The 22,021-nt window shown below is 30.3% G+C and carries 22 protein-coding genes and 2 pseudogenes; 9 read left to right on the forward strand and 15 right to left on the reverse strand.

Features of this window, described 5'->3' with window-relative positions:
• Nucleotides 1-9: 9 nt before the first annotated feature.
• The 10 genes from AJN69_RS06305 to rpmH all read right to left on the reverse strand — a co-directional run bounded on the left by AJN69_RS06305 (nucleotide 10) and on the right by rpmH (nucleotide 10,721).
• Nucleotides 10-1,602 (reverse strand): methyl-accepting chemotaxis protein, encoded by a 1,593-nt coding sequence (locus tag AJN69_RS06305; protein WP_070288141.1) that lies wholly within the window; start codon nucleotides 1,600-1,602, stop codon nucleotides 10-12.
• A 98-nt stretch (nucleotides 1,603-1,700) separates the two neighbouring features.
• Nucleotides 1,701-3,233, reverse strand: a complete 1,533-nt coding sequence (purH, locus tag AJN69_RS06310) for a bifunctional phosphoribosylaminoimidazolecarboxamide formyltransferase/IMP cyclohydrolase (protein ID WP_070288143.1) — start codon at nucleotides 3,231-3,233, stop codon at nucleotides 1,701-1,703.
• A 2-nt stretch (nucleotides 3,234-3,235) separates the two neighbouring features.
• Nucleotides 3,236-4,006 carry a DnaJ family molecular chaperone gene (locus tag AJN69_RS06315; protein ID WP_002881661.1) on the reverse strand — a complete coding sequence of 257 codons (771 nt, stop codon included), beginning with the start codon at nucleotides 4,004-4,006 and terminating at the stop codon, nucleotides 3,236-3,238.
• Nucleotides 4,006-6,189 carry a phosphoribosylformylglycinamidine synthase subunit PurL gene (gene purL, locus AJN69_RS06320; protein WP_070247943.1) on the reverse strand — a complete coding sequence of 728 codons (2,184 nt, stop codon included), beginning with the start codon at nucleotides 6,187-6,189 and terminating at the stop codon, nucleotides 4,006-4,008. The genes AJN69_RS06315 and purL overlap by 1 nt, the downstream gene beginning before the upstream one ends.
• Before the next feature lie 10 nt (nucleotides 6,190-6,199).
• The gene (gene mnmE / locus AJN69_RS06325; RefSeq protein ID WP_002881663.1) at nucleotides 6,200-7,528 is read right to left on the reverse strand and encodes a tRNA uridine-5-carboxymethylaminomethyl(34) synthesis GTPase MnmE; all 1,329 of its coding nucleotides are present in this window, start codon (nucleotides 7,526-7,528) and stop codon (nucleotides 6,200-6,202) included.
• Nucleotides 7,521-8,339 (reverse strand): Jag N-terminal domain-containing protein, encoded by an 819-nt coding sequence (locus AJN69_RS06330; protein WP_002853389.1) that lies wholly within the window; start codon nucleotides 8,337-8,339, stop codon nucleotides 7,521-7,523. The genes mnmE and AJN69_RS06330 overlap by 8 nt, the downstream gene beginning before the upstream one ends.
• A gap of 3 nt (nucleotides 8,340-8,342) precedes the next feature.
• Nucleotides 8,343-9,929 carry a membrane protein insertase YidC gene (gene yidC, locus AJN69_RS06335; protein ID WP_002861707.1) on the reverse strand — a complete coding sequence of 529 codons (1,587 nt, stop codon included), beginning with the start codon at nucleotides 9,927-9,929 and terminating at the stop codon, nucleotides 8,343-8,345.
• Nucleotides 9,926-10,267 carry a membrane protein insertion efficiency factor YidD gene (yidD, locus tag AJN69_RS06340; RefSeq protein WP_002865962.1) on the reverse strand — a complete coding sequence of 114 codons (342 nt, stop codon included), beginning with the start codon at nucleotides 10,265-10,267 and terminating at the stop codon, nucleotides 9,926-9,928. The genes yidC and yidD overlap by 4 nt, the downstream gene beginning before the upstream one ends.
• Entirely contained in the window at nucleotides 10,264-10,590 is a 327-nt protein-coding gene (gene rnpA / locus AJN69_RS06345) for a ribonuclease P protein component (RefSeq protein WP_002853349.1), read from the reverse strand. Before rnpA ends, yidD begins: the two co-directional genes overlap by 4 nt.
• Nucleotides 10,587-10,721 (reverse strand): 50S ribosomal protein L34, encoded by a 135-nt coding sequence (gene rpmH / locus AJN69_RS06350; RefSeq protein WP_002776864.1) that lies wholly within the window; start codon nucleotides 10,719-10,721, stop codon nucleotides 10,587-10,589. Before rpmH ends, rnpA begins: the two co-directional genes overlap by 4 nt.
• A 130-nt stretch (nucleotides 10,722-10,851) precedes the next feature.
• On the opposite strand from rpmH, the gene AJN69_RS06355 reads away from it, so the two are divergent.
• The 3 genes from AJN69_RS06355 to AJN69_RS06365 are packed head-to-tail and all read left to right on the forward strand — an operon-like array spanning nucleotide 10,852 to nucleotide 13,123.
• Entirely contained in the window at nucleotides 10,852-11,331 is a 480-nt protein-coding gene (locus AJN69_RS06355) for a GNAT family N-acetyltransferase (protein ID WP_002867426.1), read from the forward strand.
• Nucleotides 11,328-11,936 (forward strand): uracil-DNA glycosylase family protein, encoded by a 609-nt coding sequence (locus AJN69_RS10110; RefSeq protein ID WP_070210213.1) that lies wholly within the window; start codon nucleotides 11,328-11,330, stop codon nucleotides 11,934-11,936. The genes AJN69_RS06355 and AJN69_RS10110 overlap by 4 nt, the downstream gene beginning before the upstream one ends.
• Nucleotides 11,933-13,123, forward strand: a complete 1,191-nt coding sequence (locus AJN69_RS06365) for a hypothetical protein (RefSeq protein ID WP_070210214.1) — start codon at nucleotides 11,933-11,935, stop codon at nucleotides 13,121-13,123. Before AJN69_RS10110 ends, AJN69_RS06365 begins: the two co-directional genes overlap by 4 nt.
• Here AJN69_RS06365 and AJN69_RS06370 read toward each other — a convergent pair.
• Nucleotides 13,115-13,489, reverse strand: a complete 375-nt coding sequence (locus AJN69_RS06370; RefSeq protein WP_002871461.1) for a YbgC/FadM family acyl-CoA thioesterase — start codon at nucleotides 13,487-13,489, stop codon at nucleotides 13,115-13,117. The two genes, AJN69_RS06365 and AJN69_RS06370, sit on opposite strands and share 9 nt — an antisense overlap.
• A 305-nt stretch (nucleotides 13,490-13,794) precedes the next feature.
• Here AJN69_RS06370 and AJN69_RS10400 point away from each other — a divergent pair.
• From AJN69_RS10400 to AJN69_RS06390, 4 genes and pseudogenes are all read left to right on the forward strand, one after another.
• Nucleotides 13,795-14,364, forward strand: a pseudogene (locus AJN69_RS10400) (hypothetical protein); the annotation flags it as partial.
• A 39-nt stretch (nucleotides 14,365-14,403) separates the two neighbouring features.
• Nucleotides 14,404-14,873, forward strand: a pseudogene (locus AJN69_RS06380) (ShlB/FhaC/HecB family hemolysin secretion/activation protein); the annotation flags it as partial.
• A gap of 73 nt (nucleotides 14,874-14,946) precedes the next feature.
• Nucleotides 14,947-15,837 (forward strand): tRNA 5-methoxyuridine(34)/uridine 5-oxyacetic acid(34) synthase CmoB, encoded by an 891-nt coding sequence (gene cmoB / locus AJN69_RS06385; protein WP_079860344.1) that lies wholly within the window; start codon nucleotides 14,947-14,949, stop codon nucleotides 15,835-15,837.
• A 71-nt stretch (nucleotides 15,838-15,908) separates the two neighbouring features.
• Nucleotides 15,909-16,487 carry a hypothetical protein gene (locus tag AJN69_RS06390; RefSeq protein WP_070288145.1) on the forward strand — a complete coding sequence of 193 codons (579 nt, stop codon included), beginning with the start codon at nucleotides 15,909-15,911 and terminating at the stop codon, nucleotides 16,485-16,487.
• On the opposite strand, the gene AJN69_RS06395 is transcribed toward AJN69_RS06390, so the two are convergent.
• The gene (locus tag AJN69_RS06395) at nucleotides 16,488-16,661 is read right to left on the reverse strand and encodes a hypothetical protein (protein ID WP_070210218.1); all 174 of its coding nucleotides are present in this window, start codon (nucleotides 16,659-16,661) and stop codon (nucleotides 16,488-16,490) included.
• 8 nt (nucleotides 16,662-16,669) lie between these two features.
• A complete protein-coding gene (locus AJN69_RS06400; RefSeq protein ID WP_002853671.1) occupies nucleotides 16,670-17,197 on the reverse strand; it encodes a thermonuclease family protein in 528 nt (175 codons plus the stop codon).
• Nucleotides 17,198-17,264: 67 nt separating this feature from the next.
• Here AJN69_RS06400 and AJN69_RS06405 point away from each other — a divergent pair, with 67 nt between their 5' ends.
• Nucleotides 17,265-18,533, forward strand: coding sequence for a M20/M25/M40 family metallo-hydrolase (locus tag AJN69_RS06405; protein WP_070210219.1), 1,269 nt, complete (start codon nucleotides 17,265-17,267; stop codon nucleotides 18,531-18,533).
• Here AJN69_RS06405 and AJN69_RS06410 read toward each other — a convergent pair.
• Together AJN69_RS06410 and AJN69_RS06415 are read right to left on the reverse strand one after the other, a co-directional pair.
• Nucleotides 18,516-19,763, reverse strand: coding sequence for an MFS transporter (locus AJN69_RS06410; protein ID WP_044779505.1), 1,248 nt, complete (start codon nucleotides 19,761-19,763; stop codon nucleotides 18,516-18,518). The two genes, AJN69_RS06405 and AJN69_RS06410, sit on opposite strands and share 18 nt — an antisense overlap.
• A gap of 39 nt (nucleotides 19,764-19,802) precedes the next feature.
• Nucleotides 19,803-20,642: a cysteine ABC transporter substrate-binding protein gene (locus tag AJN69_RS06415; RefSeq protein ID WP_070288148.1), complete on the reverse strand. Its 840-nt coding sequence runs from the start codon at nucleotides 20,640-20,642 to the stop codon at nucleotides 19,803-19,805.
• Nucleotides 20,643-20,863: 221 nt separating this feature from the next.
• On the opposite strand from AJN69_RS06415, the gene jlpA reads away from it, so the two are divergent.
• Nucleotides 20,864-21,982, forward strand: coding sequence for a lipoprotein adhesin JlpA (gene jlpA, locus AJN69_RS06420; protein WP_070288150.1), 1,119 nt, complete (start codon nucleotides 20,864-20,866; stop codon nucleotides 21,980-21,982).
• Nucleotides 21,983-22,021: the final 39 nt, after the last annotated feature.

Here is a 22,021-nt window from a genome sequence, read left to right on the forward strand (position 1 = left end):
TTTATTCCTTTAAATTTGAAATTGGTTAAGTTCACTTTCGAGATTATGACACACTATTTTTAACTCATCTGCAACTTGAAGCAGAATTTTAGAAATTTCTTCATTCTTTTCACTTACTTCGACATTTTTTTGCATACGAGAAAGTAAATTTTGTATATTCTCTTGGGAAATTTTTATTTTTTCAGTACATTGAGTTACCAAAGCCCTAGCATCTTCGTTGCATAATTTAACCTCATTAGCATCATCAACCAATAAAATGGTGTCATCATTTAAAGCTTGTATACTTTGAGCATTTTTCTTTAATTCTGCGCTAACCTCATTAATACTTTGCAAAAGCTCTTTTGTAATTTGAGCTACATTTCCCAAAAATTCTTCACTGTTCTGAGCCAACTGCCTAACATCCTCAGCAATTACAGAAAAACCTCGTCCAAATGCACCAGCCCTAGCTGCTTCTATGCCAGCATTTAGGGATAGTAAATTGGTTTTATCTGCAATCTCATCCATCATTTGAGTTGCTTTTTGTATATTACCTGCTTGATTAACCATGTTTTCAACTTTTTTAGCCAATTCATTTTCATTTTGAGATACTGTTGATACTTTATTAGCAACATTAAACAAAGATTTAAGCATTTGCTCTAATAATAAAAAGGATTTTTCATTGGCACTATTTGCCTTATTTGACAAACTAGCAAGTTCTCCAAGTTCATTGCCAACATTTGCACCAAGTTTAAAACTTTGATCTATTTGCTTATGACTTTGTGAACTGATATCACTTAAAGAAATAGCATTTGAATTTAAAAGATTGCTTTGTTTTTCTACATTTTTTGAATTATGACTTGCACCGCTAACTGCCTTGTGAGTTTTTTCGATAAATTGATTGATATATCCACAAGCTAAAGCAATTTCATCTTGACCTTTAACTGAAATACGAGCTTTTAAATTACCACTTCCTTGAGCTAATTCTTTAGCATGATTTAAAAGCTCTAAAACAGGCTTTCCAACAACAACTTTAAGCATTAAAAGAACCACACAAAGGGTAAAAATCAAAGCAATAGTAAATATTATAATATAAGATTGACTGGTTTTACTTATATCTTTTTGAACACCTTCTAAAGAATGCGATATATCCATAACCCCTATCACGCTCCCTACATTAGCATTTGCATGACAAGCAACACAACTTTCATCTGCAATCAAAGGGCGTATCAATCTTAAATGCACAACACCATTTACATTTTCTTCTAAAGCTTGAATTTTAGGATTTGAAAATTGTTCTATAATACGCTTATCATTTGAAATTTGAGGGGCTTTCATCTCAAAAAGATCTATAGTATCTTTTGAAGGATAAATTTTAATATCACTAATACCCTCTATACTTTTTGCATCTTCAATGGCTTCTTTAATTTTTTCAGGATCTCCTAAATTCATAGCCATTCTCATTGTTTGAAAAACAGAAGTACTTACGGTATCTAAATTTGCCCTGCTCATTTTATTGGCAGTATTTTTAAAGTCCAAATTTAAAATCACTTGCATTACAATAAAACTTATAAGCAACACCACAAAAATTGCAGCAGAAACCTTAAATCCTATAGTTTTAAACATCATAGTTTCCTAAAAATAAAATTTTTCGGAAATATTTTACACATAATTTATTTAATTTTTATTGAATTATGTGTAAAAAACATAACATTCCATTAAACTTAATGCAAGAAATGTCTTACGCCTGTGAAATAAAGCGCCATACCATACTCATCAGCCGCCTTTACCACTTCATCATCTCTTATGCTTCCGCCTGGTTCTACTATAGCTTTAACCCCTATTTTACTTGCTTCATCTATGCTATCTCTAAAAGGAAAAAAGGCTTCACTTGCTAAAACGCAACCTTGCAAATCAACTCCCATTTCTTTAGCTTTAGCGATTGCTGCCTTTGCTGCATCGATTCTACTTGTCATACCCATACCTATAGCCACCATAGCGCCATTTTTTACATAAACAACATTGTTTGATTTGGTAAATGCTGCTATTTTCATAGCGATTTCAAGATCTTTTAATTCTTCCCTACTTGCCTCTCTTTGACTCATAAGCTTTGCATTTTTAAGCTCATCTTCGCCTACTTCATCGCTGTTTTGATATACAAAACCCCCATCAATATGTTTAAAATCATATTTATCAAAACTGCGGATTAAAAACGGACTTTCTTGAGTGAAAATTTTAATGCGTTTTTTACCTTCAAACACGGTTAAAGCTTTTTCATCTACATTGGCTGCAATGATTACTTCTACATAAATTTCATTGATTTTATTTGCTAAAGCCTCATCAAGAGTTCCATTGATTGCAACCACTCCTCCATAAGCACTGACGCTATCGCATTTTAAAGCATGTATATAGCTTTGTACTAAATTTTCTTTTATAGCAAAACCGCAAGGATTTCCATGTTTTACTATAGCAATAGCTGGAGCTTTATCGAAACTACTAGCTAAATTTAAAGCTGCGTTAATATCGGTTAGATTGTTAAAACTTGCTTCGCCTTTAAGGGCTTTGAAATTTGCGCTAAAAAAGGCATCAAACTCGTATAAAGCCCCTTTTTGATGTGGATTTTCTCCATATTTTGTATCAAATACTTTTTGTCCTACTATAAATTTACTCGCTCCAAAACCTCCATTAAAGCGTTCATTCATATAATTTGCAATATAAGCATCGTAATTTGCTGTATGCTCATAAGCTTTTATCATCAAATTTAAACGAAAATTCTCATCATTTTGACCTTTTTTTAAAGTCTCAATCACTTTTTCATAATCAAGTGGATCGCAAAGCACCATCACATCTTTATAGTTCTTTGCTGCACTTCTTATCATCGCAGGTCCGCCTATGTCGATATTTTCTATAATTTCATCAAAATCATCGCTCATAATGGTAGTTTTTTTAAAAGGATATAAATTTACACAAACTAGATCAATGCCTAAAATTTCATTTTCTTTTGCTTGTTTGATATGATTTTCATCGCTTCTTTTATGCAAAATCCCACCGTGAATCTTAGGGTGCAAAGTCTTCACACGCCCTTCAAAAAGCTCAGGACTCTTTGTAAAATCACTCACTTCTATAACTTTTATTCCATTTTCTTTTAAAAGCTTAAAAGTCCCCCCAGTTGAAAGAATCTCAAAACCTAAATTTTCAAGCTCTTTGCCAAATTCTACTATGCCTTCTTTATCACTCACACTAAGTAATGCTCTCATTTTTACCTTTCTAAATGTTTTTTAACTTTTTCATAAGCTTCGTTGATTTTTTGAAATTTCTCTACGCCGATTTTAAGCTCTTCTTCGCTGACATTGTTTGCGTTTAAAATATCAGGATGGTATTTTTTTGCTAAATTGCGGTATTGTTTTTTTACCGCATTTAAATCTGCATTATTTGGAAGTTCTAAAATAGTAAAAGCTTCATCAAGACTTAATTCTTTTTTAGAACTTTTTAAATTTGAAAGACTTGCAATAAAAGCATCTAATTCGCTTTTTGCTATATCAAAGGCTTTAGCGATTTGCTCTAAAATTTCACGCTTTTTAGCATTAAAATCTGCATCGATTAAAGCCATAAAAACAAGCACACGCAAGACATTAAAACGCTCATTTTTAGGTAAAGGCACTTCTTTTAAAAAATCTTTTGCCACATAAAAAGCATCGCTTAAATTTTCTTTATGTTCATTAAAACTTGCTTTTAAAAAAGCTCTTTCTTTTTCATCTTTGGCATTTGCATCTAAAAGATCTTTGATCATTTCAGCTTCATTTTCACTTACTCTGCCATCGCTTTTTGCAATTTTTGCCAAAAGTGCGATAACATAGTAATTCATACGCCTTTTAAACTCATCCATTCTTTCTTCCATAACTCCACGAGCAAAACCCTTAGCAAAGCCTTTGGCTCCTCTTGTGGCTGAGTTTAAAAAATCCTGTTTTCCCCAAGTTTTATAATACCAGTAAAACACCAAAACAACGAGTATAATTAAAACTAAAGTCATTAGATTTGCTCTTTAAAACTTTCAAAATAAAACTTATCAAGTTCAGCCTTGCTTAACTCAATACTATCAAGTTTAAAATGTTTTTGGCTTGTACTCACACCTAATTTATAAGCTTTTACTCCAAATTCTCTAGCTAAATTTAAAAAAGCTTCTTCATTTTCTTTACTAAGCCCTACTATAGCACGACTTGCACTCTCATCAAAAATCATTTTTTCATCATCAAAACCACTTATTAAATTTGCACCCACACTAGAAATAGCAAACATTTTTGCCAAAGTCATAGCAATACCCCCTATTCCTACGCTATTGGCACACTCAAGTAAAGAATTTTGATTGGCTTTATAAAGCAAATCCCAAAGTGCAAGTTCAGCTTTATAATCAAGCTCTTTAAGACTTCCTGATACTTTTTTATCTTGGATTTTCATTACCATAGATCCGCCAAATTCTCCTAAACTTTCACCCAAAAGATAAACGCTTAAATTTTCTTTTTCAAAACTAGCTTTTAAGGTTTTATTTGCATCTTCTAAAACCCCTACGCTTACTATAGTAGGACTTGGATAAATACTTACACCATTGGTTTCATTATAAAGTGAAACATTGCCGCTTACTACTGGGGTATTTAACTCTTTACAAGCTTCTTTAATACCTTCGCAACCTTGTGCGAATTGCCACATCACTTCAGGATTTTGCGGATTTCCATAATTTAAACAATCGCTTATTGCCAAAGGCTTAGCTCCTGTGCAAGCAACCTTTCTTCCTGCAGAAGCTACTGCTAAAGCTGCTCCTATTTTAGGATTTACATAATTTAAGCGTGAATTACATTCTATAGCCATAGCCACACTTGCACCATTTTCTTTGATACGAATAACACTAGCACCCAATCTTCCATCAGCTTTTATGGTATTGGTTTGCACACTTGAATCAAATTGATCATAAATAAAAGCTTTATTATTAATATTTTCATTTTGAAGCATTTGTATAAAAAGCTCTTGAATACTTGATTTTAGCTCAAATTTATAGTCTTTAATTTCACTTAAATATTTTGGCTCACTTATAGGACGACTTAAAATCGGCGCTTTTTCACTTAAAGGCTCGATAGGAATAAGCCCTACAAGCTCATCATGCCAAAAAAGTTCCATTTTTCCTGTATTGGTAACCTCACCCATAACCACAGCATCTAAATCCCATTTTTTAAAAATTTCTATAACCTTATCTTCATAGCCTTTTTTTGCACAAATAAGCATTCTTTCTTGAGACTCACTAAGCATTAACTCATAAGGAGTCATACCGCTTTCACGCATAGGAGTTTTATCTAGGTAAAGTTTCATGCCACTGCCACTTCTTCCTGCCATTTCAAAAGAACTTGAAGTAAGCCCTGCAGCACCCATATCTTGAATACCCACAATATAATCGGTTTTAAAAAGCTCTAAACAAGCCTCCATAAGAAGTTTTTCACTGAAAGGATCGCCAATTTGCACTGTAGGACGCAAAGATTTGCTTTCTTCATTGAAGCTATCACTTGCCATAACCGCTCCACCAAGTCCATCACGCCCTGTTTTTGAACCCACATAAATCACAGGATTTCCTACACCTTCAGCCTTAGCATAAAAGATATCTTCACTTTTACAAACCCCTAAAGCAAAGGCATTAACTAAGATATTTCCATTAAAACACTCATCAAAAGCACATTCTCCGCCTATAGTTGGCACACCCATGCAATTTCCATAATGAGAAATTCCATTTACCACGCCTTTAACAAGGTATTTTTGATGTTTGCCGCATTTTTCATCATGAATATCGCCAAATTTTAAAGAATTTAGCCCCGCAACCACTCTTGCACCCATAGTAAAAACATCACGCAAAATTCCCCCTACTCCTGTAGCCGCACCTGCAAAAGGTTCGATAAAACTAGGGTGATTGTGACTTTCCACTTTAAAAACCGCTGCCATACCTTGCCCGATATCAATAACCCCTGCGTTTTCACCTGGACCTTGAATCACCCAAGGTGCTTTAGTTGGAAAACCATTAAGATATTTTTTACTGGATTTATAAGAGCAATGCTCACTCCACATCGCAGAAATAACCCCAAGTTCTAATAAATTTGGCTCACGTCCTAAAATTTCTAAAATTTGTGCATATTCTTCATCGCTGATTTTATGTGCTTTTATGGTTTCTTTATCCATTTCTATCCTTTCATTTTCCTAAACAAAAATTACCAAACATTTCGTCTAAAATTTCATCTCTTTGAAAATCTTTAGTAAATCTTGCAAGTTCATTAATAGCTAAATTAAGTTCAAAAGCAAAAAGTTCTAAAGAACTTTCCTCTAAAAGTCCTTTAGCTCTAAAAATCGCTTCGCTTGAAATTTTACAAGCATTAATAAGATCTAAAGAACTTACCATAATACCTTCGCTATCAAAAGAATTAAGATAATTTTGCAATTCTTCTTTTAACAAAGCGATGTCTTTTTGAGCACTAAGCTTGATAAAATTTTTATTTTGAGTATTTTTGAAAACATTTTCTAAATCACTTTTATTTAAAATCCAAAAGATTTTTTTATCAGTATTTGCTAATAAGTCAAAAATTTTCTCATCTTCTTTATCTTGCACTCTTGAAGCATCAAAGACTGCCAAAATAATATCTGCATCTTCTAAACTTTTTTTACTTAAAGCTACGCCGATTTGTTCTATAGCATCTTTACTTTCTCTAATACCCGCTGTATCTATAATGCGCAATAAATGCGTTCCTAGTTTAAAGCTCTCTTCTATAGTATCACGAGTAGTTCCCGCTATATCTGAAACAATAGCTCTTTCATAAGAAAGCAAGGCATTTAAAAGCGAGGATTTGCCTACATTTGGCTTACCTACAATAGCGATTTTAAAACCTTCTATAAGTCCTTTTCTGCTTTGAGAAAGTGTATAAACTTCTTTTAAAATTTTAGAATTTTCTTCACACATAGTAGAAATTTGTTGTAATAAATCAGAAGGTAAATCATCATCAGCATAATCAATACTAGTTTCTACAAAAGCTAAAGTTTTAACCAAATCTGTGCGAATTTTTTCTAAAAGTTCTCCTAGATTTCCCTGCATGTTGCGTGCTATAATTTTAGCTGCAAGCGCAGATTTTGAAAGTATGAGATCTTGTATATTTAAGGCTTTTAAAGGAGTCATTTTGCCATTTAAACACGCTCTTTTGCTAAATTCTCCCGCTAAAGCAAGTCTTGCCCCTAAACTCACAAGTTCTTCGAGTAAAACTTCACTCACACTAAATCCTCCATGAGTTTGAAACTCTACTATATCTTCACCTGTAAAACTATAAGGAGCTTTAAAATATATCATTATAGCTTCATCGATGATTTCATTGTTTTGATTAAAAAGTTTTGTAAAAGTAGCATGGCGGGGGGTGAGTTTGGTTTTGTGGCTAAGCTTTAAGGCAAATTCTAAAGCTCTTTCACCGCTTAATCTTACAATAGAAATCGAACCCACGCCATGAGCTGTGGCAATAGCCGCTATAGTATCACTCATCTTTTTTGAAAAAGTCGTTTATTACAACAAATCTTTGATCATTATTTTGCTTAATTCCTACATACTTATCTGGAAATTCAGCTCTTAACTGCTCTAAAGCGATTTTTATCAAAACCCCATCTAAAGGTTTGGTTTGTCCGCGTCCATGAATTTTAATTTTTTCAATCACGCTTTGTAAATAAAGCTGCATACCTTGAATTTGATTTTCTAAAAATTGAGCGATCTCAAGGCGCACTAAAAGATTATATTTTAAATTGATCCAATTGTGCAAAAGATAAGAAATAGCCTTATAACGATGTGCTTCTTTGCCTATCATCAAAGCAGCATCTTCCCCATCCAATCGAATCAAAACACAATCTTCATCATACATTCTAAGTTCACTAAGCTCTATTTTAAACTGGGAGCTTTCTAAAAGTTTTACAAGCTGAATACGAATCTCATCTAAAATATCCTGAGTATTACGCACTCCTTTGCTTTCTCGATGAAAACTATCAAAAATTTCATCACTTTTTACTGTGTATTTTTCTTTTTGACTTTTATTTTTTTCATTTTTTATTTCAATCTTGTTTTCTTGTTTTGGCTCATGTGTTTCTGGTTTGTGATTTTTTGAACTTGTAAATTCTTTTTTAGGATTTTTTTTCAAAATCCTTTTTTTTGCTTTAGCCTCTATAATTGCCTTTTTTCTTCCAAATCCAAAAAAACCTTTTCTTGGATGCTGAATAATCTCATATTCTAAGTCCATCACAGAACATTCTAAACTTCTTGAAGCTTCTGTTAAGGCACTTTGAAGATCAATGGCTTCGATTTTCATTTTTCATGCTCCACTTGTTTTTTTGTGATGTTCTTTAGCAAATATTTTATTGATAACCCATTGTTGAACCAAAGAACAAAGGTTATTTGCAAACCAATAAAGCGTAAGTCCTGCTGGGAAAGTGATAAAGAAAAAAGTAAAAATCACTGGTAAAAATTTCATAATCTTAGCTTGCATAGGATCTTGTATAGTCATAGGTGTGATAAGTTGTTGTAAAAACATCGTTGCACCCATTAAAATAGGCAAAATAAAATAAGGATCCATTACCGATAAATCATGTATCCAAAACGCCCAAGGAGCTGCTTTTAGCTCAATAGCATTAAGCAAAACGCGATAAATAGCAAAGAAAATAGGAATTTGTAAAAGTATAGGCAAACAACCACTCATAGGATTTGCACCATGTTTTTTATAAAGCTCCATCATGTGCATATTCATTTTTTGTGGATCGCCTTTATAACGCTCTCTAATATCTTTCATTTTAGGAGCAAGATCTTTAAGTTTATTCATAGAAATCATAGATTTATAAGTTAGTGGGAATAAAATAATACGCACAATTAAAGTCATCACAACGATAGCCCAACCCCAATTTCCTATATACTGGTGTAAGAAATTCAAAAACTCAAACATAGGCTTAGCAATAAAAGTAAACCAACCATATTCAACAACTGCTTCAAGGCGTGGATCTATACTTCTTAAAATCACATGTTCTTTAGAACCTATATAACCCCCTGCTTTAAATTCATTATCACTATAAGCAAAAACTATAGGGTTTTTATTAGCATCCTTGCTGATTGCCACATTTAAAGGTTTATCAAAATTATAAAAGAAAGTTGCATAGTATCTATCAAAAGCCGAAGTCATTACGACATTATTAGCACTTTCATCCTTCTCTACATCTCCATCTTTATAAGTTTCGATGGTTTCTTTATTATCCATTACCAAAGCACCATGAACTGTATAACTATCTACGGCAATATTTGGACGATATCCTGGACTTATAAAATAATTTGCATTTTTGCTGAGTTTAACTTCTATCTCATAATTTCCTTTTGGATAAAAAGTAATATCTTTTTCGATTTTCAATCCGGAAAGATTTTGAGTGAGTTTTAAAACTTGACTTCCATTTTCATCAACAAAAAGATTGCTAGAGTTAGCAATATAAGGAAATTTAAAAGCCTCTGAGTTAATACTTGGATCACTAAAACGCATTTCTAAAGGATAAGGACTATTTTCCTTGCTAACAAGATTTATAAATTCCCCTTTCTCATTTTGGTATTTTTTATCTTTTAAATAAAAAGCAGAAATTCTACCAAAAGAGTCAATTTGTGCTTCAAAATGTTTGCTTTGAACCTTAGATATCACACTATCTTGCGAAACTAAAGCCGCACTTGGAGTATTTGTGGTGGTATTTTGTATATTAGGAGTGTTATTTATGCTTGTGTTTTGTTGATTTTGTTGTGTAATGTTTTGTTCTATTTTTAAAGGTTGCTTTGGAATGAAAAAATAATCATAAACAACAAAAAATAAAAAAGAAATCACAACAGCCAAAAGTATACGCTTTTGCTGAAAAATATTATTTGAATTATTCACTGATTTGTCCTTTTAAAGATGATTTTTATAAGATAAAAACTTTTATTTTTATAAGGTATGTATAAAAAACAAAGTTGTTTTTTTGCTAAAAATATAGGCTTAAAACATAAATTCATAGGATAAAAATTTTTAGAAACTCTAGGATAATCAAATCCCCCTTTAAAAAAAGGGTTACATCTTAAAATTCTAAAAAAAGTAGAAAAAAAAGCTAGAAAAAAATTCTTTTTTTGAAACTGCCAAAGTGCATACTCAGAACAACTAGGATAATACCTACAAGCAGCGGGTTTTAAAGGGCTTAAGAATTTCTGATAAAAACGGAGTATTTTTAGGCATATCATTTGAAACATTCTAGTTTTTTCAATCCCCATTTTAGATTTTTTTCTAACCTAGAAAAAGAAAGTTCAGTGATTTCATTTTTAGCTACAAAAATATATTTGCCATCTTGAAGATATCTTTCAAACTTAGCAAACAAAGCCCTTAAAATTCGTTTTGAACGATTTCTAACCACTGCTTTTCCAACTTTTTTACTAGCAACAACTGCTATTTTTTTTTCATAACTATTCAGATAAAAAATGATCACACCTTCGCAATGCCATTTTTTACCTACTTTATATACAGATGAAAATTCCTCGTTTGTGCTAAATTTATCAAAATTTTTCACACAGCAAGTCTTTTTCTACCTTTAGCGCGTCTTGCATTGATCACCTTGCGACCATTTTTAGTTTTCATACGAACACGGAAACCATGAGTGCGTTTTCTTGGAGTGCCATGCGGCTGATAAGTTCTTTTCATTTGATTTTTCCTTAAAAAATTATAAAATAAACTTGTATTTTATCTTAATCTTACTTATAAATTGCTTTTAATTAAGAGTAATTTTTAAATTCTTTTGATAAATTTTGAAATTATTTTTAAAAGGTTAAAAATGTCAGAATTTAAAATTATTGATTTAAGACAAGAAGATTTAGATATTTTACAAGAAATGATCATAGAATTTGCAAAATACGAAGATATGTTAGATTTTCTTCAATGCACGAAAGAAAAACTGGAACATTCTTTACTAAAAAATAAATTTGCTCGTGCTTTTTTGTTAAAAGAAAATGAAAAAACTATAGGCTACATGATTTATTTTTATACTTTTTCATCTTTTTGGGGTAGCGGTGGAATTTATCTTGAAGATATTTATATACGAGAAAATTTTCGTAAAAAAGGTTATGGAAAAGCTGTTTTTAAATTTTTAGGAGAAATTTGCAAAAAAGAAAATTTAAAAAGACTCGACTGGGTTTGCTTAAATGATAATATTTTAGGTATTAATTTTTATGAAAGTTTAAACGCTAAACATCTTAAACAATGGAGAAATTATCGTCTAAGTGGAGAAAATTTAGAAAAATTGTGTGATTTATGATAAGAAGTCTTTATTATTTAAAAGCTATGGGATTTAACTTTGTTGATACACATATAAACCGCTTTGAACAAGCACAAAATTTTCAAGAATTAAAACAACTTGTTTCATCTTGCGCCTTATGTCAATTTTCCAAAACAAGAAAATTTAGTCTTATGGAACCTAAAATAAAAAATGTCAAATTGCTAATTCTTGATGTTTTTGGGCAAAAGAGTGAAAATGAAAGTGGAATTTTACTTAATTCAAAAAAAGGTGAAAAATTAAAACACTATATTTATCAAATTTTAGGGCTTTGCGATGAAGATTTTTATTTTTCTTATTTATTTAAATGTTTTTGTAATGGAAAATTTGATGATTTTTCGCTACAATCTTGCTTACCATTTTTCTGGAACGAACTAAAACTGATTCAACCTGCTTTTTTACTTTGTCTAGGAGAATACACATTTAAAAGCTTGGGATTTAAAGATTATCACATTTTAAAAGGTGAAGTTTTTGCTTATAAAAATTTTTTCATAATGCCAAGTTATGATTTAGATTTTATAGAAAAAAATCCAAGTTATGAAAAAAATTTCATACAAGATTTAAAAAAAATTAAAGGATTTTTATGAAAAAAATATTTTTAATATTTTTCTTATCTTGCTTTTTGCTTAGTGCAAAAGAGCAAAAATTAGTCGATGTAAAACCTGTTGAAAATTTTTATCCTAAATTAAGCGTTCAAGAATGCAACACAAATTGTCTTTTTGATCTTTTAGAATCAAGATTGTATCTTAGTTTTTTAAGTGAATTTGCAGATCAAAACGATCAATTTTTATCTAATGTTTATGCAAAATTATTAAATTCCATTACTGATTTTGAAAAAAATGTTCAAAAAATTACTTCTGTTAAACTTGCGATAATTATCCCAGAAAAAACCATAAAAAGCTACTCAAATACTATAATAAATTCAAGCATAGCCTATCTTTTAAGACAAAGAGCTGAAATCAAAGTAAAAGTTTTTTTAACTGGCACAGAAGATAGTGATAAAATTCGAGCCGCGCTTGATGCAGCACAAGCTCAAGGATATCAGTATGCCATAGCTGGATTTACTCTAAAAGGTGCCAATGAGTTGAAAAATTACTCAGGAAATATGAAAATTTTTATACCGACCATCCATAAAAACAACATACAATTTTCAAATCAAAATATTATTTTTGGAAGTATTGACTATGATGCTCAAATTACCACACTTTTAAGCAAATCAAATGCTAATATCGCAATATTTAGCGATGGCTCTGCCTTATCAAGCAATCTAAATTCAAGAATTCTTGCTCAAAATAATAATGCTAGAATATATACCATAGAAGGCGAGAAGCTTGATTTTAGCAGACTTTTAAGATCACAAGGCGGAGTTAATAATGCCTCAATATTTTTTAACACTCCATTGATCAAAACAGCTCTAGCAAGTTCTCAACTAAGAATTTATAACATTCATCCTTATGTGCTTTTATCCACTCAAATCAACTATAATCCAACATTTTTAAGTTTAACGCAACAAGGAGATAGAGAAAATTTCATCATTGCTAATTCTATCAATAACCACGATGATAACTTAGTCTATCTTAATGAAATTTTTAATCAAAGTATAGATTATAACTGGATTGCTTATGCCACTAGTATAGGAGTTGATTACTTTTATACCGAATTCTTAAATAAAAAAAGTGAAAGTTTATTTGATGAGAAAATCAAAAATTCTCAAGTTGATTACAAAGTGCGTCTTATGCAAGGCAAACAAGCAAGCTTTGAAGAATTAAAATAATTCTTCAAAGAGCTTTTTTAACTGCATATCCATTCTAGCTGGTTTTTCGTTTTTAATAAAAGCTAAAGTTAATTCCATTTTAAAAAGCAAAATTTCATCTTTATAAATTTCTTGTGAAATTTCCACAGAAGCATTTTTGACTTCTAAAATTTTTGTTTTAATCTCTATTATATCTCCAAGTTTTGCAGGTTTTAAGAAATTGCAATTTGCTTTTGCAAGCAAAAAATGTCCCTTAGACGCATCAAAAATATCTACTTTTTTATTGAAAAAAATTTCACTTCTTGCTCTCTCACAAAATTTTAAATAATTACTATGATACACCACTCCACCCGCATCAGTATCTTCATAATACACACGCATTTTCATCGCTTTACCTTAAAAAATATTTTACATTTAAAAAACATTAGATTATACAACGGAAATTCTTTGATATCGCTTTTTAGCTTATATTAAAAATTCCGTCCAATATTAATTTAATAAAGCTTTTTAATAATATTAAATATATATTATAAAAAATAAAATTAAAAAATAACTTTTTTATTATTAATATTATTTAAATATTTTATTTATAATTAATATACTTAAGAATATTATAATTACGCTTTCTTTTGATAATATTTACAGATATTGTTAAATAGTTAAAATATAATAATCAATATTTAAGGATATCTATGCCAGCCATTAAGCTTTTTAACTTCACGGGGAGGGGTGTAGAGAAATTTTGTTTTAAACTTTCTATTGTTACCTTCTTAAGCATCAATGCTTTTAGTCACTCAAGCAAATACTACAGACAATCGAAATTTCAATATTCCAGAGTATTATTTTAATGATAACAAACTTTATGATAAAACCAATTCTACTTATAAAAACCCCAAGGTATAAATTATTATTCTAAGAGTTCTAAACATGATATTAACAATATTACTTTAATTTATAACAATACTAAAGTAAATATTATAAATATAAACGATTTAAATTTTAAACATTATTTACTTGCTTCTGATATGAGAGAAGATAAAGTTCTTTCTTTTAATAGTGTCAATACAGCTAATCATAGTAATAAAAACAGTTAGAGCACTTCCTTTTTTAATCATAGCAAAAACCGATTATGCTAATGCAAGTTATAATAAACTTATATTAGAACAAGGAGAACTTAGTTCAGTTTTTTATCTTAAACCTAAAGATACTCATATAAAAATCTTAGCAGTTCTAAAAGCAATCAACGCATGAATTTCTTAATGAGGTATAGAAACAAGCAAAGTAGATGGAGTAGAATTTGAAAATTTGCTAAACTTAATGTCAATCTTAACAATACTTATTTCTTTAATGATACCTTTACTCATCTTTTTAGCTTAAATTATCAACAAGTTATTAATGAATCTATTTATACTAGATAATAGTAAAACTATATCTTTAGTAGGTCCTTATGGAGTAAGGGTTTATAATAATGAAGATAGAGATAATGCTGTAGTAGCTAGCTTTGGACTTAGAATGGCTACTCCTTTGAAAGATTTTTATATCACTCCTTTTTATGATATAGGTTATTCTTGGTGTGAGAATGTTTCTAAACTATATAGAGTAAGTGAAACAAACTATATGGATGCCTATGATTTGCAACTGCTTTATAATAAAACAGGAAATTTTTATGTTAAGCTTGATTTAGCTAAAGCTTTATAAAAATGATGATTATAGTTCTAAAGCTTATGTGAGTTTTGGGAAGTATTTTGAGTTTTTAAAAATTTATTTTTGATCAAATATTTAATACATATGAGATTTATATTGCCATAAAAGCTTTTAATGTTATAATTTAGCATTAAAAGCAAATGTCAAGGATAAAAATGCAAGAAAATTTACTCAAAAAACAATTTCTAAATCACCCTTTATACGCTAAAATTCAAGAACTTAAAGCTCTCAATCTTGCTTGTAATTTTTCTTTAGATGATAGTGTAAATTTATCTACAAATTCTCAAGCCAAAGATGAAATCCTAGCTATAACAAAAGAACTTAAACCATGGAGAAAAGGTCCTTTTAAAATAGACGATCTTTTCATCGATACAGAATGGCAAAGTTTTATTAAATTTAATATTTTAAAGCCTTTTATGAACGAAATTTCTCAAAAATGCGTTGCTGATATAGGCTGTAATAATGGTTATTATATGTTTAAAATGCTTGAATTTAATCCTGCAAAACTCATAGGTTTTGATCCTTCTATCAAATACCGTTTGCAATTTGAACTCATTAACGCTTTAGCTAAAACTCCTATAGAATACGAACTTTTAGGCGTAGAAGATCTTCCAAGCTATGGCTTGAAATTTGATGTGATTTTCTGTCTTGGGGTGATTTATCATAGAAGTGATCCTATAAAAATGCTAAAAGATTTAAAAGCAGGACTTAATAAAAATGGAGTTGTTTTTTTAGATACCATGTATATAGAAGATGAGAGAGAAATCGCTCTTGTGCCTAATAAAACTTATTCTAAAATTTCAAATATTTATTTTGTACCAAGCATTAGTGCATTAAAAAACTGGTGTGAAAGAGCAGGATTTAAAGAATTTGAAGTTTTGGCTACAAAAAAAACCGATGAAAACGAACAAAGAAAAACAGAATGGATAGACTCTTTTTCGCTGGAAAATTTCTTAGATCCAAAGGATAAAAATCTTACCATTGAAGGCTATGAAGCACCCAAAAGAGTTTATGTGCGTATTGGGATATAAATTCTTTTTGCTTTTTGTCGATCTAGGCTTTAGATATTTTGAAGTAGATAAGTAGAATTTAAAGGTTAGATATGGCAAAAAAAGATAATTTTGAAGAATATGCACAACTTGAAGAATACGCATCTGCAGAAGATATATCTCGTGTTAGAGCAGAATTACTCACTTGTCCTGAATTAAACACTTCGCTTGCTGGAACCATTATAGAAATTGATAAAAACTATGCCAAATCAATTTTAATAACCACAAGCGAAATGGTAGTAGATGATCAAGGATTGATTTTTGATGCCTTTATTTTCGCTGCGGCAAACTATGTAGCACAAGCCTCTATCAATAAAGAATTTTCAGTGATTATTGGATCAAAATGTTTTTTTTATGCTCCGCTTAAATTAGGCGATGTTTTAGAACTTGAAGCTCATGCACTTTTTGACGAAACCTCCAAAAAAAGAGATGTAAAAGTGGTCGGGCATGTTAAAGAAATTAAAATGTTTGAAGGAACGATACAAGTTGTTAGCACTGATGAGCATATATTTAAACTCAAGCGTCCGCCACTTAATACTGTTAAACCTACAGAAAATCAAGAACAAGGTGCCAAAATCAACAATCCAGAAGCCGTAGCAGCTGCATTAATGGCCTCTGTGGGTGGAAAATAATCAAGGAGTCATTTTAATATCCACCCAATTCTTTGGGCAATCCTTATGATAAGTTCCACTTCCATCATAATACTCTTTACAATCATCATAAAAACGATTTGAAATCCCTCTTTCATTTACAAAACATCCAGAAATTCCTAAAGCCAATAGCACTATTAAAGTATATTTTTTCATGTTTTTCCTTAGAATTTATTGTGTTTTCTCCATTTATAAGGCTCTATAGGATTACTCTCTTTCCAAAGACCTAAATGATTTTTCTTAGCATTTTCTTGTTCTTTGGTATAAGCGTTACTATAGTAAGTATCAGCCCAAGCATAGCCTTTGCTTACCAAAAATCGATTAATATCAACATCATTAAGCTTTACAATAGCAACAATTCTACCATAAGTATCTTTATTTTTATAAATAATTTCAACTTGTTTGCCGCTTAAAATTCTACTTAAAGCTTCTTTTGATTGCTTTCCAAAACTTTGTTTAAGTTCTGGTGCATCTATACCAAAAAATCTTATTCTAGCGAGTTTGTTTTCATGATTAACTTCTATAGTATCTCCATCAATAATTCTAACTACTTTTCCTTCAAAACTAGAATTTTGGGCAATATAGTTCTGGATAAAAACAACTACAAGAGTGAAGATTAATACAGAAAAAAGTTTTTTTGGATCACTTAATAATTTTCTTAGATTAAATAATTTTTTATAATTTATTCTCATTTTTTAATCATTTTGCCTTTAAATTTTAAAAAATATGCCATAATTTTATCAAAACAAAGGAGATAAAATGCAAAATGTTATAGAAAATTTTAAACAATTATGCAAAATTCCTCATTGCAGTTATGAAACAGAACAAATGAAAGAATTTTTAAGCTCTTACGCCAAAGATAAAGGCTTTAAGGTGAGTGTAGATAAGGCAGGAAATATCCATGCCATAAAAGGCAAACCAAAAATTTGCTTACAAAGCCATTATGATATGGTCTGTATGGGCGATGCACCAAACTTAGAAGTTTATGAAGAAAATGGCTTTTTAAGAGCCAAAAATTCAAGTCTTGGTGCGGATAATGGTATAGGTATAGCCATCATGATGAGTGCTATGGCTAAATTTGAAAATTTAGAGTGTCTTTTTACAAACGATGAAGAAGTAGGACTCATGGGAGTGAATTCACTCGAGCACACTTTAGAATCTAAAATGCTTTTAAATTTAGATCATGAAAGCGATGATGAGATCATGATAGGCTGTGCAGGTGGAGTAGATATAGAAGCTAGCTTGCCTTTTAATACCCTTAGAAAAAAGGGTAAAATTTATGAGCTTTGCGCGCAAAATTTTAAAGGTGGACACTCAGGCATAAATATCGTACGCAACGAAAAAAGCTCCATCAAAGAAATGGCTAAATTCATACAAGAAAATAAAGGAGAAATCATTTCTTTTGAAGGTGGAGAAAGAATCAATTCTATACCTAAACACGCCAAAGCTTTAGTGCATTTTAAAAATGAAGTAAAGAGCAATAACTGGATAAAATGCGATTTTAAAGAAGAAGGTGAATTTGAAATTTGCGATCAAAGTAACAAACTTTTAAGCCTTATAAATTCTTTTACTCATGGAGTTAGAGCTTATGATGAAAATCTAGGTATAGTTCAAACAAGCATTAACCTAGCTACTTTAAGAATGCAAGATAAACAAATCAAATTCGCACTTTTTGCAAGATCTAATATACTTGATGGACTTAAGCAAGTAGAATTTGAAACTTTAGAATTTTTCAAGGCTTTTGATTTTAAAGTAAGAAGTTTTAATTTCTATCCACCTTGGGAAGGCAAACCAAACGCACTTAGCGACATGGTTTTTAAAGCGCTTAAAAAAGTATCGCCTAATGCCAAAGTTTCAGCTATCCATGCAGGGCTTGAGTGTGGCATTATAGAGAAAAAACAAGAGCTTTTATGCGCTTCTATAGGTCCAAATATCCATAATCCTCATTCAACTGATGAACATTGCGAAATCGCTTCAGTTGAAAAAATATCTAAGGTTGTTTTTGAAGTTTTAAAAGACAATGCTTAATTCTTTAATCTTGCTTCTTGCAAAAACGCGTTTTAACAAAAACACACAAAGCAAGGAGCAAGATCCCACTATAGCAAGATAAATACCTAAATACTCTTTATAAAAAGCATTGACTATAAAAGGGGTTAAAAAACCTAAAATCGCATAAGAAATATTATAAGCAAAACTAAGCCCGCTAAATTTAAGTTCGCTTTTAAAAATTTGCGTCATAAAAACAGGCGCGAAAGTAATAATACCTTGTGCAAAACAAGCCAGTAAAAAATAAAATAAAAAATTCTCATCATAAAAACTAAAAAGCACACCAAAAATAATAAAAGCTATACTAAAAATAGAACAAATCCTATAGCTTCCCCATTTGCTTGCTAAAAAACCTTGAAATAAAGCTCCAAAAATCACCGCTAAAATAGCAAAATTTTGCACCCATAAAGCAGAAGTTTTACTCATAGCTAAAAGACTTTCAAAATACTTAGGCAAAATCATCAAAGTTGCCACACCGCTTGTTAAAACCATAGTCATTAAAAAACAAACAAGCATACTCATTTTATGAGTTTTTAAAGCTTCAAACAATGGAAAATTTAAAATTTTCTTTTCATTTTGAACTTTTATAAATTCTGGAGTTTCGCTGAGTTTATTTCTTAAAAACAAAGCTAAAATTCCAAAAAATCCTCCTATGATAAAAGGAATTCTCCAAGCATAGCTTTGAACTTCTTCTGGGGTAAAATAAGATCTTATGCCTAAAGTGGCAATATTTCCTAGCAATAAACCTATGGTTAAAGTCGCTGAAATAAAACCAAGAGCTAAAGGAATTTGGCACCCTTTGACAAATTCGCTCACATAAATCCAAGCTCCGCTCACCTCAGTTCCAACGGCTAAACCTTGCAAAATACGAATAGTGAATAAAATCAAAGTAGCAAATATACCTATACTTTCATAACTTGGCAAAAAAGCTAAAGCAAAACTAGGCAAAACCATCAAAAGCATAGAAATATAAAAAATATTCTTTCTTCCATATCTATCAGCAAAATGTGCCATCACAATAGAACCAAAAGGACGCGCTAAATAAGCAGCACCAAAGGCTATATAAGCATTTATCTGCATCCAAAAAGCATCATTTTGCGGAAAGAATACCTTAGCAAAAATATCCAAAAAAAAAGCAAAAAGCACAAAATCATAAAATTCTAAAATTCCACCCAAAGAAGCATAAATAATATTTTTGTATTTTTTTTGCATATTTTATCCTAAATCAACTAAAGGGCAAAAAGCCCTTTATTAAATTTTTCCACCTTCAATCACTACATCATCAGCCTTAACATCATCTCCAAAATGAACTTTTAAAGTTTCATCATAAGCCTTGTGAAAAAACTGCTCTTGGCCTAGTTTAATGATCAAATTATCGATAAATTCTTTAAGTTCTTTATCACCTTTTTTAACTGCTGATGCGATAACATCTTTGTTGCCTAACTCTTTGATAGCCATTTTAAAATCAGGATGATCTTTCATCCAAGCAAAAAGCAAGGTATTATCATGACTTAAAGCATCGCCTCTTTTATCCATCAAAGCGGCAAAAGTTTCAGTATTTTGATCGTATTTTAAAGTTTTAATATTAGGATAATTTTGCGTAAAATACGCATCCGCTGTTGTGCCTTTGTTTAAAAGTAAAGTTTTATCTTTTAAATCTTCTACGCTAGTTATATTACTATCCTTTGGCACAGCTACGCCTAAAGCTACCTTCATATAAGGCAAGCAAAAATCAACCTGTTCAGATCTTTCTGGAGTTTGAGTAAAATTAGCCAAAATAATATCTACTTTATTTGATTTTAAAAACTCAACCCTATTTGCAGCTTCAACAAGAACAAATTGCACCTTATTTTCATCGCCAAAAAGTTCTTTTGCTATGCGTTTAGCTAAAGCTATATCATAGCCTTGATTGTTTCCTTTTTCATCCACATAACCAAAAGGTGGTTTATCGCCAAATACCCCAATCCTAATAACTCCATTTTGCTTGATCTTATCAAGAGAATTTAAAGTTTTAGAGTCAGAATTTCCTCCACAAGCAGCCAATACTACTGCAACAAAGGCCGTTAAAACACTTAGAAGTATTTTTTTCATACATTTCCTTTCTTTAAAAATAAGCTTAAAGCTATTGCAAAAATATATAATAATTGCAAAGTTAATTATACTTAAAATTATAAATAATGCATTTGAAACAAACTAAAAAGATTTTCCTATGTGTAAAAATGTAATTAATCTCACACTCTCTTTTAGCATTGTTTAAATTTTAAGTAAAAAAAGATATAATCTTTGTTTTAAAAATTTTTAAGGAGAAAACTATGAAAAAAGGTATTTTTCTCTCTATTGGAATAGCTGTTTTGTTTTCAGCTTGCGGAAATTCCATAGATGAAAAAACAGTTAAAAAATATGAAAATCAACTAAATCAAACAGTTAAACAAGAAATTGCAAACCTTTCTCAGGATTCTGGAATAAAGATTGAATTTTCTGATTTTAAATGCAATGCAGATGGTGATTTTATAGCGTGTTTAAGTTCAAATTTCAAAACTCTTGCAAAAGATAACAACGATGAGTATCAAGAACTATTTCAAGCAAAAAATATCAAAATTCGCTCAAATGAAATTTACAAAGGCGAAGCAAATACATCAATTAACATTAAAGAATATTACAACGATCTTTTTAAAAACCAAAAAAGCATACAATCAAATTTGGTTTTTGAAGATTTTAAACTTGGAGAAAAAGTTGTTAGTGACATCAATGCAAGCTTATTTCAACAAGATCCAAAAATCAGCTCTTTTATCAATAAATTAAGCTCGGATTCTTATACTTTATCATTTGATAACTCCATAAACAAACAAGAAAACAATTATCTAGATAATCTTAATATAAAATTTTATAACGCAAAATTAAATTTCAATACAAATCTAAATATAAATCTAAAAGAAGATCTACTTAATTACCTTGATTCTAAGGATATAAAATTTAACACTCAAACTTTAGCTATGGATGAACAAGCTATCAATGAACTTCTTAATATAGCAAACTACGAACAAGCTTCAGATTTTAGCAATACAATCCAAAAATACATCATCTTAAATAATTTTAAAATTGATTCAACTCTTAAAACCGAAGGCGTATTTAGTAGCTATATAGCAACTGCTAAGGAAAATTTACAAACCTTAAAAGCTCAAAGTCAAAATGAAGAACAAGCATTAATCTTTGATAAAGCTTTAGCTATTTTAAACAATATCACTCAAAATGATGATTATAAACTCAATCTTGATTTAAAATTTAAAAACATCCCTGTTAGTGACTATAGCACACAAGGAATCGACAGCATAGAAAAACTAAGCATCAACAATCAAGACGCCACAGAAGCGTTAAAAATTATACTTCCATTTATCATGTTTTCTATGTTAATGGGCGGAGCGTCGTTTTAAATTTTAAAATGATAAAAACTTCAAAAACATTAAAAGCAA

This window comes from Campylobacter sp. BCW_4338 (genome assembly GCF_001763255.1).
GTDB lineage: Bacteria > Campylobacterota > Campylobacteria > Campylobacterales > Campylobacteraceae > Campylobacter_D > Campylobacter_D jejuni.

What these genes read in the sequence shown, in the direction of transcription:
- AJN69_RS06305 (WP_070288141.1), bottom strand. Translation starts at nt 1,602, where the DNA reads ATGTTTAAAACTATAGGATTTAAGGTTTCTGCTGCAATTTTTGTGGTG.
- purH (WP_070288143.1), bottom strand. Translation starts at nt 3,233, where the DNA reads ATGAGAGCATTACTTAGTGTGAGTGATAAAGAAGGCATAGTAGAATTT.
- AJN69_RS06315 (WP_002881661.1), bottom strand. Translation starts at nt 4,006, where the DNA reads ATGACTTTAGTTTTAATTATACTCGTTGTTTTGGTGTTTTACTGGTAT.
- purL (WP_070247943.1), bottom strand. Translation starts at nt 6,189, where the DNA reads ATGGATAAAGAAACCATAAAAGCACATAAAATCAGCGATGAAGAATAT.
- mnmE (WP_002881663.1), bottom strand. Translation starts at nt 7,528, where the DNA reads ATGAGTGATACTATAGCGGCTATTGCCACAGCTCATGGCGTGGGTTCG.
- AJN69_RS06330 (WP_002853389.1), bottom strand. Translation starts at nt 8,339, where the DNA reads ATGAAAATCGAAGCCATTGATCTTCAAAGTGCCTTAACAGAAGCTTCA.
- yidD (WP_002865962.1), bottom strand. Translation starts at nt 10,267, where the DNA reads ATGATATGCCTAAAAATACTCCGTTTTTATCAGAAATTCTTAAGCCCT.
- rpmH (WP_002776864.1), bottom strand. Translation starts at nt 10,721, where the DNA reads ATGAAAAGAACTTATCAGCCGCATGGCACTCCAAGAAAACGCACTCAT.
- AJN69_RS06355 (WP_002867426.1), top strand. Translation starts at nt 10,852, where the DNA reads ATGTCAGAATTTAAAATTATTGATTTAAGACAAGAAGATTTAGATATT.
- AJN69_RS10110 (WP_070210213.1), top strand. Translation starts at nt 11,328, where the DNA reads ATGATAAGAAGTCTTTATTATTTAAAAGCTATGGGATTTAACTTTGTT.
- AJN69_RS06365 (WP_070210214.1), top strand. Translation starts at nt 11,933, where the DNA reads ATGAAAAAAATATTTTTAATATTTTTCTTATCTTGCTTTTTGCTTAGT.
- AJN69_RS06370 (WP_002871461.1), bottom strand. Translation starts at nt 13,489, where the DNA reads ATGAAAATGCGTGTGTATTATGAAGATACTGATGCGGGTGGAGTGGTG.
- cmoB (WP_079860344.1), top strand. Translation starts at nt 14,947, where the DNA reads ATGTCAAGGATAAAAATGCAAGAAAATTTACTCAAAAAACAATTTCTA.
- AJN69_RS06390 (WP_070288145.1), top strand. Translation starts at nt 15,909, where the DNA reads ATGGCAAAAAAAGATAATTTTGAAGAATATGCACAACTTGAAGAATAC.
- AJN69_RS06395 (WP_070210218.1), bottom strand. Translation starts at nt 16,661, where the DNA reads ATGAAAAAATATACTTTAATAGTGCTATTGGCTTTAGGAATTTCTGGA.
- AJN69_RS06400 (WP_002853671.1), bottom strand. Translation starts at nt 17,197, where the DNA reads ATGAGAATAAATTATAAAAAATTATTTAATCTAAGAAAATTATTAAGT.
- AJN69_RS06405 (WP_070210219.1), top strand. Translation starts at nt 17,265, where the DNA reads ATGCAAAATGTTATAGAAAATTTTAAACAATTATGCAAAATTCCTCAT.
- AJN69_RS06410 (WP_044779505.1), bottom strand. Translation starts at nt 19,763, where the DNA reads ATGCAAAAAAAATACAAAAATATTATTTATGCTTCTTTGGGTGGAATT.
- AJN69_RS06415 (WP_070288148.1), bottom strand. Translation starts at nt 20,642, where the DNA reads ATGAAAAAAATACTTCTAAGTGTTTTAACGGCCTTTGTTGCAGTAGTA.
- jlpA (WP_070288150.1), top strand. Translation starts at nt 20,864, where the DNA reads ATGAAAAAAGGTATTTTTCTCTCTATTGGAATAGCTGTTTTGTTTTCA.